At 48.4% G+C, this 10,621-nt stretch carries 8 protein-coding genes; 5 read left to right on the top strand and 3 right to left on the bottom strand.

Going from position 1 to position 10,621, the window contains the following annotated elements; all coding sequences use genetic code 11:
• The first annotated feature begins 174 nt into the window (after positions 1-174).
• The 3 genes from modA to ACYQ2M_RS19880 are packed head-to-tail and all read left to right on the top strand — an operon-like array spanning position 175 to position 2,474.
• Positions 175-945: a molybdate ABC transporter substrate-binding protein gene (gene modA / locus ACYQ2M_RS19890; RefSeq protein WP_459918127.1), complete on the top strand. Its 771-nt coding sequence runs from the start codon at positions 175-177 to the stop codon at positions 943-945.
• A 43-nt stretch (positions 946-988) separates the two neighbouring features.
• A complete protein-coding gene (locus ACYQ2M_RS19885; RefSeq protein WP_459918126.1) occupies positions 989-1,783 on the top strand; it encodes an ABC transporter permease in 795 nt (264 codons plus the stop codon).
• A 25-nt stretch (positions 1,784-1,808) separates the two neighbouring features.
• The gene (locus tag ACYQ2M_RS19880) at positions 1,809-2,474 is read left to right on the top strand and encodes an ABC transporter ATP-binding protein (protein ID WP_459918128.1); all 666 of its coding nucleotides are present in this window, start codon (positions 1,809-1,811) and stop codon (positions 2,472-2,474) included.
• A gap of 234 nt (positions 2,475-2,708) precedes the next feature.
• Here the strand turns inward: ACYQ2M_RS19880 and acnA are convergent, their stop codons facing one another.
• Positions 2,709-5,447, bottom strand: a complete 2,739-nt coding sequence (acnA, locus tag ACYQ2M_RS19875; RefSeq protein WP_459918125.1) for an aconitate hydratase AcnA — start codon at positions 5,445-5,447, stop codon at positions 2,709-2,711.
• A 373-nt stretch (positions 5,448-5,820) separates the two neighbouring features.
• On the opposite strand from acnA, the gene ACYQ2M_RS19870 reads away from it, so the two are divergent.
• Complete coding sequence (locus ACYQ2M_RS19870; RefSeq protein WP_459918124.1) at positions 5,821-7,461, top strand: ABC transporter substrate-binding protein; 1,641 nt, start codon at positions 5,821-5,823, stop codon at positions 7,459-7,461.
• A 348-nt stretch (positions 7,462-7,809) separates the two neighbouring features.
• The gene (locus ACYQ2M_RS19865; RefSeq protein WP_459918123.1) at positions 7,810-8,136 is read left to right on the top strand and encodes a phage holin family protein; all 327 of its coding nucleotides are present in this window, start codon (positions 7,810-7,812) and stop codon (positions 8,134-8,136) included.
• A 50-nt stretch (positions 8,137-8,186) separates the two neighbouring features.
• Here ACYQ2M_RS19865 and ACYQ2M_RS19860 read toward each other — a convergent pair whose 3' ends face one another.
• Positions 8,187-8,918, bottom strand: a complete 732-nt coding sequence (locus ACYQ2M_RS19860) for a hypothetical protein (RefSeq protein WP_459918122.1) — start codon at positions 8,916-8,918, stop codon at positions 8,187-8,189.
• A gap of 214 nt (positions 8,919-9,132) precedes the next feature.
• Positions 9,133-10,554, bottom strand: a complete 1,422-nt coding sequence (locus tag ACYQ2M_RS19855) for a trimethylamine methyltransferase family protein (protein ID WP_459918121.1) — start codon at positions 10,552-10,554, stop codon at positions 9,133-9,135.
• Between the last annotated feature and the right edge of the window lie 67 nt (positions 10,555-10,621).

The raw sequence follows: 10,621 nt of genomic DNA, 5'->3' as shown, positions 1-10,621 counted from the left end.
CTGTATAAAAACGCAGACGTTGAAGTGAAGTCCGAAAGTTGAGATATTAATGATAAAATTGTTTGCAACATGCAAAAAGGTATGCAATATATAACATGTACCTTTAAAATAACATTTGACGCTTTCAAACGCGTTATGTAATATGCTCGGGCTTGCCTAAAAAAGGATGAATCTATGAAGCGCATGACTGGAAAATTGTTGGGGTGTCTGTTTTTTTGTATTTACGCTTTCTGTTTCTGCCCCGCAGCTTTATCAACTGAACTGTATCTTCTTGCAGGAGCAGGACTGAGGGGCCCCACAGATGTTGTTATCAGCCGCTTTGAAAAAAAGACCGGTATTACTGTACTGGTCGAATATGGCGGTTCAGGAAAACTTCTGGCTCGTTATAATGTTTCAGGCAAAGGGGATATGTTTATGCCGGGTGATTATTATGAGATTAACCGGCTGAAAAAAAAGAATAAAATATCAGCTGACAGGCCATTTCTTTTTCATACACCGGTAATCGCCGTGAACAGAGCAAAAAATATCAGGATTACCTCTGTTCAGGATCTGGCAAGACCGGGATTACGCCTGGCTCTGGGAGATCCCAAGGCCATGGCCATGGGCCGCACAGCTGATGAAATTTTAAAAAACTCAGCCCTTGAAAAAAAAATATTGAAAAACCTTGCGGTTTACGGCGCAACCGTGAAACAGCTGGCCATGTACGTGGCCCAAGGAAGTGTGGACGTCGCCATTATTGCCCGGGCAGATGCGTTTCAGATGAAAGAAAAGATTATTCAAGTGGGCATAGATGAATCCCTTTACACACCGTCAACCATCGGTATTGCTGTGCTTTCCACAGCACTGAACATTAAAGAGAGTATCTTGTTCTTAAACTATATCACTCAACCTGAAAGCGTAAAAGTCTTTAAGGATATGGGTTTTCTGCCTTTTAAAGAAAAATGATTCACGGCATTTGATGAAAATCTAAAATCATACAGGGGGGATATTGCGTCTCTTTTATATTCCATTCATATGTTTCTTTCTGCTGGTGGCAGGTGTGCTGTTTGCCCTTGCCACCCAGACCACTCCTGGCGACATGGTAACTGCCCTTCTATCCCCGGAAACCCTTTTTGCCCTCCGGCTGAGCCTTGTGGTTTCCCTGACGGCCGTAGCCCTGTCACTTATCATTGGGTTACCCACTGCCTACCTTTTGGCCCAATCCCGGTTTCCCGGCAAATTTTTCATTGAGATCTTTCTGGACCTACCCCTGGTGATGACACCCCTTGTGGCAGGTATGGGGCTGCTTTTTTTGTTTGGACCTGAACTTTTAGGGGATGCTGCGGTTTCGGCAGGACTTGATATCCTCTTTTCTCCATCAGGGGCGGTGGCAGCCCAGACCTTTATTGCCACCCCTATTATTATCCGAAATTGCAAAACCGCCTTTGAGGAACAGGATTACCATTATGCCTGGGCCGGGCAAAACATCGGCCTTAGCCCTTTCCAGATATTTGTATATATCACCCTTCCCATGATTGGGCATGAAATCACATCTTCTGCCATCCTTGCGTGGACAAGAGCAATGGGTGAATTTGGTGCCACGCTCATGGTGGCCGGTGCCACCCGGTTTAAAACGGAAACCCTTCCCGTGGCCGTTTATCTCAACATTACCAGTGGAGAGACAGGCATTGCCGTTGCCTGCGCCTGGCTGTTGATCCTCATGGGATTCTTTCTGCTGCTCCTGTTAAAGGCGCTTCAAAAAGCCTCACCCCGAAAAAACAACCTTAATTTACAGGAGTTTTGATTTGTGCCGGATCGGTTTACATCATGTGTCAAACAGGGTGCTAAAGGCCATCAACCTTGAGATTAAGAACAGGGAGTTAATGGTGATGATCGGTCCTTCAGGTGCCGGAAAATCAACACTTCTCAACGTTATCGCAGGATTTATTCCCTGCACCGGAAAGATTTTCATGGGAAAGCGGTGCGTGAATATGCTGCCTCCCCATCAACGAAGGGTGGGCTATGTACTGCAGGATCTTTATCTTTTCCCCCATCTGACTGTGGAAAAAAACATTTTACTGGCCATGAAAAACCTGCCCTGCTCTGAAACAGAAAAAAAGGAGAAACGCGCCACCGTGCTTCAGTGTTTCCAACTTGAGAAACTGGCGGCAAGAAAACCGGCTAAACTCAGTGGCGGAGAAAAACAGAGGGCAGCCATGGCCAGAAGCATTGCCGCTGAGCCTTCGGTGCTTCTGCTTGATGAACCTTTTTCCCACCTTGATTGCACCACCGCCGATCACATGAGAGCAGCATTTCGCCGGATACAGCAGAACCTTGGCATCACCACCCTTTTTGTCACCCATAATCTGAGCGAGGCAAAGGCGCTGGCAGATCGCATTGTCCTCATGAAAAACGGAAAAATCTGCCTGTTGCCCCTGGAGAGCCGGGGATCAACTATCAAGGATTTTGCAATTCCCGAGGGCCTTACCGCATAACACTACAGCGACACTATCATGATCCACTATGTCTTTTGGGGGGTCTAAGGTGTATTTCACTGCTCTTGGTGCTTAATTTTTAACGAAATAAACAAAGTGTCGCTATAATGTTAAAAACAAATTGATCATCAAATGAAAAAATCCCAGGTATTTGCAAATATTCGGCTTGGGAATATAATTATTTGGCCAGGAGGGACTGGGGACAGACCACAGGTTATGGTCTGTCCCCATCCTTTACTTAATCAACTTTCTTAACACATATGGCAGAATACCGCCATTTTCAAGGTATCTGACATCAATGTCGGTGTTCAGCCGGGCCAGCACCTCAAAGGTGGTGGTCTTGTCCCCCTTTACGGCAGTCACGCTGAGCATCTTCTGGGGCTCCAGGTGTGAAATCCCCGTTATGGAAAAGGTTTCAGACCCGTCAAGGCCAAGACTTTCCCAGGAATCACCCTCTTTAAATTGCAGGGGAAGCACTCCCATACCCACCAGGTTACTTCTGTGGATGCGTTCATAGGATCTTGCAATGACGGCCTTGACTCCCAAAAGATTGCTGCCCTTGGCTGCCCAGTCCCGGGAGGAACCGGTGCCGTATTCTTTACCCCCCAGCACCACAAGTGGTGTCTTTTCCTGGGCATACCGGGATGCGGCATCAAACACGTACAGCTTTTCGTTTTCAGGAAACTTAAGGGTAAAACTGCCCTCCTCCGGTGCCACCAGATGATTTTTGATGCGGATATTGCCGAAGGTCCCCCGCATCATCACCTCGTGGTTTCCCCGGCGGGAACCATAGGAGTTGAAATCTGCCTTGGCCACCTTGCGATCCACCAGATATTGACCGGCGGGATACTTTTCCGGGATGGCCCCGGCCGGTGAAATATGATCTGTGGTCACCGAATCCCCCATGACCAGAAGTGCCCTTGCATTGTCAATATTTTCCGGAATGGACAAATCAACGGAGAAATCATCAAAATAAGGCGGATTTTTGATATAGGTGGAATTTGGATTCCAATCAAAGGTAAGGCTTTCCCCCACCTCAAGTTCCTTCCAGAAGATATCGCCATCAAAGATGGTGGCGTACTGGGTGGCGTACTGCTGGGCATTCACATGTTTCTTAACAAGGGCATCAATTTCCTCCTGTTTGGGCCAGATGTCTTCAAGAAACACGGGATTACCATTGGGATCCATGGCAATGGGACGTTTGAGCAGATCCACATCAATGCGGCCAGCCATGGCAAAGGCCACCACCAGCATGGGGGAAGCCAGGAAATTGCCCTTGATACTCTGATGAATGCGGGCCTCAAAATTGCGATTACCGGACAGCACCGATGCAACGGTGAGATCATTGTCCTGGATGGCATGCTCAATGGCCGGTGCCAGGGGACCGCTATTGCCGATGCAGGTGGTACACCCGAACCCGGCCACATGGAAACCCAGGGCCTCAAAATATGGCATCAACCCGGCGGACTCAAGGTAATCCAGCACCACCTTGGACCCCGGTGCAAGAGATGTTTTCACATGAAAAGGGGTTTTCAATCCCCTTTTTACGGCATTGCGGGCCAGAAGCCCCGCCCCGATAAGGCCATAGGGGTTGGAGGTGTTGGTGCACGACGTAATAGCAGCAATGACAATACTGCCATCCCCCAGTTTTACTTCCCGGCCGTTCATATTCAGCGTTACCAGGCGTTTCCCTGAAGGTTCGCAGGTATTTTCCCGTTTAGTGATAGATCCGGACTCGTCCAGAAACTGGGACATATGAGTCATGTGGATGTCTCTTTCATGGGTGCATCCCAAAAGCGCATTAAAGGCATCGTCCAGCTCATTGATGACAATGCGGTCCTGGGGACGGGAGGGGCCGGCCAGGCAGGGAACCACCCTTGCCAGATCCACCTCCACCACATCCGAGTACGCAATGGTTTCTTCCCCGGTGTAAAACAATGCGTTGGCCCGGGCACAGGCCTCGGTGACAACAGCCTGTTCTTTTCTGTTGGTCATGTTCAGGTATTCAATGGTTTTTTCATCCACCGGGAAAAACCCCATGGTGGCCCCATATTCCGGCCCCATATTGGCAATGGTGGCACGATCCGTGGCCCCCAGTGCCTTCATGCCCGGACCAAAAAACTCCACAAACTTTTCCACCACATTGAGTTCCCGCAGTTTCTGGGTAATGGTTAACACCAGATCCGTGGCCGTAATGCCCGGCCTTAAGGCATTGACAAGTTTTACACCAATGACTTCGGGAATGGACATAACATAGGGCTGACCCAGCATCACGGCTTCAGCCTCAATGCCCCCCACCCCCCATCCCATGACGCCGATACCGTTGATCATGGTGGTGTGGGAGTCCGTACCCACCAGGGAATCAGGATATAAAAGGGTGCCCTCTTCTCCCTCCTCCTGGATCATCACCCGGGCAAGGTATTCCAGATTCACCTGGTGACAGATACCCGAATTGGGAGGTACCACCTTGAAATTATCAAAACTCTTCTGGGCCCATTTTAATAACTGATACCGCTCAATGTTTCTCTCATACTCTTTGGCCACATTCTGGGTCAAGGCATTGTCCGTTCCATAATAATCCAGCTGCACGGAATGATCCACCACCAGCTCCACGGGAATCAAAGGATTAATGGCAGAGGGATTCCCCCCTGCTTTTTTCACCGCATCCCGCATGGCGGCTAAATCCACCACCGCTGGAACCCCGGTGAAATCCTGCATGAGTACCCGGGCCGGATGATGGGGAATCTCCACGGGTTCGGCATAGCTGGGCTGCCAATTGCAGATGTTTAACAGATCTTTTTCCTTAACCACATCCCCATCCATCTTGCGCAATAAATTTTCCACCAGAATACGGATGGAAAAAGGAAGCTTTGACACGGCAGCAATACCCTGTGATTCCAGGCGGGTAATATCATAGTATTGAAAAGGTTTTCCCTGAATTTCAATTGTCTTTAAAAATTCCGATCGATTCATTCTGTACCTCCAGATGGTCAAGGCAGCAACTTCCGAAGCCACCGCCCCCCGCGTAACCGGGTTATCTTAAAATTATAAGCTTAATCTGTATTCATACTCTACCAGGTCTAAACAATCAATGGAAGAAGACAACAAAAGCCCTGATAGGGTGAATCATCACAGATAGAAATATCAAGAAAGCCAGTTAATACATCATTCGGCCTTGTTTTTTTCCCTGAAATGGTGTTAAAAAATGAGAAGTATTGTCTCGGATATGATCATAATTTACGGTTTACGCAAATTTAATTTTCAAACATAATGTCCAAAGAAGTTTTTGATCTGTACCCGTTCATTATTCACCCCATATCCCTTCACCCCTGAAAAAGGAGAAAAGATGAAAATCCATCCCGCAGTAGAAAACTTGAAAAAAGATTTTGAAAAAGGAAAAATGAACCGCCGTGAATTCATTCGATTCACCACCCTTCTGGGGTTGTCCGCCACCGCAGCCGGGCAAATGGCAGGCCTTGCTTTCCCCCAGAAAGCCGCGGCAAGTACCATTAAGAGAGGTGGATCACTTCGGGTTGCGGCACCGGTTCACAAGGTGACCCATCCGGCTCAGTTTTCATGGATATGCCCCACCAACCAGCTGCGCCAAGTGGCGGAATATCTCACCTACACCGACGGCGACAACGTCACCCACCCCTATCTGCTGGAAAACTGGGAGGCCAGTGCCGATCTGAAAACCTGGACCTTGAACCTTAGGAAAGGCATTAAATTCAACAACGGGGATGAGTTCACCGCCGATGATGTGGTCTTTACCATGAATCAATGGCTCAACAAGGATGTGGGCTCCTCCATGATGGGCATGATCGGCCCCTATCTGGACAATACCGGCATTGAAAAAACCTCCAAATACCAGGTAAAACTCCACCTGAAAACCGCTGAAATTGCCGTTCCTGAACATCTATTCCACTATCCGGCCATGATTCTTAACAGCCGGACCTTCCAGGGTGATTTCATCAAGGCCCCCCACGGCACCGGTCCCTACGTCATTGACCAATATGTTGAAGGGGAGCGCTGCCTTTTAAAACGCCGGAACGACTACTGGAAAAAGGCCGAAGACGGTGATCTGCTTCCCTACCTGGATCAGATTGAATTTGTGGACATGGGCACAGAAATGGCCCCCATGATTGCCGCCATTCAGTCCGGCGACATCGACATGATTGATTTCAGTGATTTAAGTGGTCCCGAAGCCTACCAGGCCCTTAAAAACGACGACCGGGTCAATATCTACCCCTCCACCACCAACCAGACCCGGGTCATGCGCATGCGCGTTGACATGAAACCCTGGTCCGATAACCGGGTACGTCAGGCCCTGAAGCTGTGCCAGAACCGCGAAAAAATCCTTGCCCTTGCCTATTTCGGCCAGGGAATGCTGGGTCAGGACATGCATGTCAGCCCCAAACATCCCGAATACTGTCCCATTGACACCCCTAAATATGATCCGGCCAGGGCAAAACAACTGCTGGCGGAAGCGGGTTATCCCAACGGTCTGGATGTGAACCTTGCCGTGGGCAGCGGCTGGAAAGAGATTGTGCGATACGCTGAAATTGTTAAACAGGATGCATTGCCCGCCGGATTCCGCATCAATATCCAGGTCATGCCCAACAGTCAGTACTGGGAGAAATGGACGGAGGTGGATCTTGGCATCACCACCTGGGCCCATCGCCCTGTGGGGACCATGGTGCTCAACCTTGGATATGTGGCAGACAAGGACGGCAAGCCTGCCCCCTGGAATGAGAGCCGCTGGGTGGACCAGGAATTTTCTGACCTGCTCACCAAGGCCAACGGCACCCTGGACATTGAAGAACGACGCAAGATTTTCTGCAAGCTTGAAAAAATCCAGCAGGAAAGAGGCTCCATTGCCAATGCCTTTTGGATCAATGTGTGGACCATTGCAGGCAAACGGGTGGAAAATGTTAAAGCCCATCCCAGCCTCTACCTGAAGCTGGATGAAACCTGGGTCAATGCCTGATTACCCCGGGGGCTTTAGCACAAAATCCTTTGCGGTTGTATGAAAAATGCTCCTGGCCCACCCAGTGTGAGGATCGGGGGCATATCAATTTAAGGGCTTGGTCATACGGGCTACTCATCATCGTTGGCGGGCCGACGGGGTCAGGCTTATTGTATTATAGTCTGGCTTTTTTAACAGGCTCTTTGCTTTTGATAATTATCTGGGTTGCAAGGCTGATTTCAATAAAAACATCAATAACGCAAGCCTAACCCCATCCCCATGTTGTTACCAAGCCCCAATTTAATGCACACGTTTTTTTAAGACCTGTTTTTGTCAGTAGCAGGAACTAACACCCCAGGAGGCAATATCATGATCTGGAATCTTCTTATACTCAGTGCGGCAGTGTTTATTGTTGCAAGCATTCTTCCCGGTATTTATATTAAAAATTTTTTCACTGCCATTGTGGTGGCCATTGTTTATTCCATTGTCAGCTTTTTGATGGGGTGGCTTCTGGTTTTTCTGACACTTCCTTTCATCATCATCACCTTCGGGCTTTTCAAGTTTGTGATCAACGCCTTTTTATTGTACATCACGGACAAGTTCATTGATGACTTCAAACTGAAGGACTTCATGACCACTCTGGTGGCGGCCCTGCTGATTACCCTGGTGGATGCAGGGCTTCATCTTATTTTTTAAGTGTTTTTTCAGCATAGCCTTTAACGGTCACAATTGGCGACCCCAATGGGTCAGAACGCGGCCTTGCCAGTGGAACGCACCTGTTTTTCTGCGCCTTCTCCTTTTTCTTTCTGCTCCTCCCTTTCAAGAAGCGTATGCAACCGTCTGGTGAAGTAAATGGACACCTGATACTCGGGAACCCCAAACTGATTGGGAACAAAGGAGTAAAATAAAACATCTCCGTTTTTTTCCCAGCAAAGCGACTTCCCGTTCTGCGCTTTCCAGGCGAATTCTTTGGGAGCGCCATATTTTTCTTTCAAGGAAGAAAGTACATTGAGTTGATCCTGATCAAAGAAAACTCGTATCACCATGGGCATACCGGAAAACTTTGAAAAGAGGAGTTCCACGTAGTCAAAGGGAAGTCCTTTTTTCATGGAATAACGATAGGTAAGCTTTGTGGTATCATGCTCCACCCGTTCTCCTAAAGGCGTATTAAAAGCAATGCTAAGCTCATTAAGAGCGGGAAAATGATCTGCCAGAAAACCATCGGTGTTGATCTGCAAGTCAATGGTGTTGCGGGAAGAGATGGCGTCATCGCCTAAAACCTCCTGGAGTGAATTTCTCAGGTTCCGGGAATAAGACGTGTTCACTCCCACATCAAAAAAGCTGAAGCTTGGGGGAAGTTGGGCATCAACAAAGCCGCCGGTTTTTTCATCTCCACTGCCGCAGGCACAAAACAGAACAACAATTGCGACAAACAAGGACCCATAAAGGAAAACAAAGCTGTGTGATAAAGGTTTCATACTTTTTTTTACACCAGTGTTTTCTTTTATGCAAGCGGGGGATAATCTTTTTTCGATCCGATTCCGGGGGGTGGGCATGGAATGATAAGAGAAGGGGAAACTAAAAGAGGCACCCGGAACCCGGATACCTCTTTGTGAAGATTGTTGATCACAACCTCGCCCTCACAGAAATGTGCCAGCAGAATTGGATCAACCTTTTTTTCTTCTTAAAAAATTATGCTTTTTTTCGATTTTCCACGTACTGAGTCAGCTTCTTTTCAATCTCAGGATCAATTTCGGGTTTCTCATAGGATGCCAGTCGCTGGGTCACTTTATCTTCTGCCACTTGGTCAATGCGTTTTTTCCCTTGTTTGAGCCATGCATCTGCATTCATGCGGCTCATTAGACCCGGCATATAAAATTCAGAACGACACAGCTTAAAGGTTTTGGGATGGGTGAGATATTGTCCGCCGATGCCCACCTGTTTAATGATGTCAAGATCAATGGACTCATCGGTCAATGCCAGGGGTTTGATCATGTTCTGCACCATACCGCAGATCTCTTCATCCACCATGAATTTTTCAAAACTCATGGCAATGTAAGATCCCAAAATACCACAGGAATGCAGCATGAAATTAATGCCGCTTCGCACAGAGGTGTAAAGGGCCAGGGCCGATTCCGCACCGGCCTGGGCATCGGTGAACAGGGCATCGGTCAAACCGCCGCCGGACCGGCTGGGAAGCCCGTAATACCGTGCAATTTGGGCCACACAATGAATGTTTTTAGAAAGCTCAGGGGCACCGATGGAAAGCGCACCTGTTTTCATATCCATGGCGGATGAGGTGGATCCGTACACCACAGGCGCTCCGGGACGTACCAGCTGGGCCAGGGTGATCCCGGCCAGAATTTCAGCATTCTGAAGGGCAAGCACACCGTCAAGGGTAACAGGTCCTGATCCACCGGCCATGATCAGAGACGCCACCACGCAGGCCTGGCCATGCCGTGCAAGTTCAATGAGTGCGCCTGCCATTTCATCGGAAAACTGCAGGGGAGAAAGGGAATTGATAAGGGAAACAGACACGGTTTTATCCATGATATTTTCCTTGCCTCCCCAGAGGATACCGGCCATTTCAATGCCGTCCAGGGCACCCTGGCGGGACACGGGGCTTCCCATGAAGGGCTTGTCGCAAAGGAGCATGTTGGACAGGTTCAGATCCAGGTGCACGGTTTCATGGGGCATGTCCGCCGGTTCAACCATCATCCATCCATTCATGTTAATAACCTTTGATGTCTGGACCAGCTTACAAAAATTATCATAATCCTCCATACTGGCCTGGCGTTGATCCCCCTTGGCGTCAATGACGAAAGGTGCGCCATATCCCGGCAGAAAGACAAAATCATCCTCGCCAATTTCAACATTTTTTTCAGGATTCCGGGCATGCACGGTGAAACGTTTCGGGGCAGTTTCAAGGGCCTTTTTAATGTCGGATTCCTCAAAAAATACGGTGGTTCCCTCCACCTTGTGCCCATTTTTTTTAAAGATGTCCAGCGCTTCGTCATCGTTAAATGCAACACCGGTATTTTTTAAAATATCCATGGATGCGGCGTGGATTTTCTCACAATTTTTAACATCAAGTTCCTGCATTCTATCGTACATTTTTCATTTCTCCTCGGGGTTTTTTCATACACACCCCCATATTTAATTTCACAAATTTAAGTCTTTA

This window comes from Desulfocicer niacini (assembly GCF_054657595.1).
This window is presented reverse-complemented; position numbering and strand designations above follow the sequence as displayed.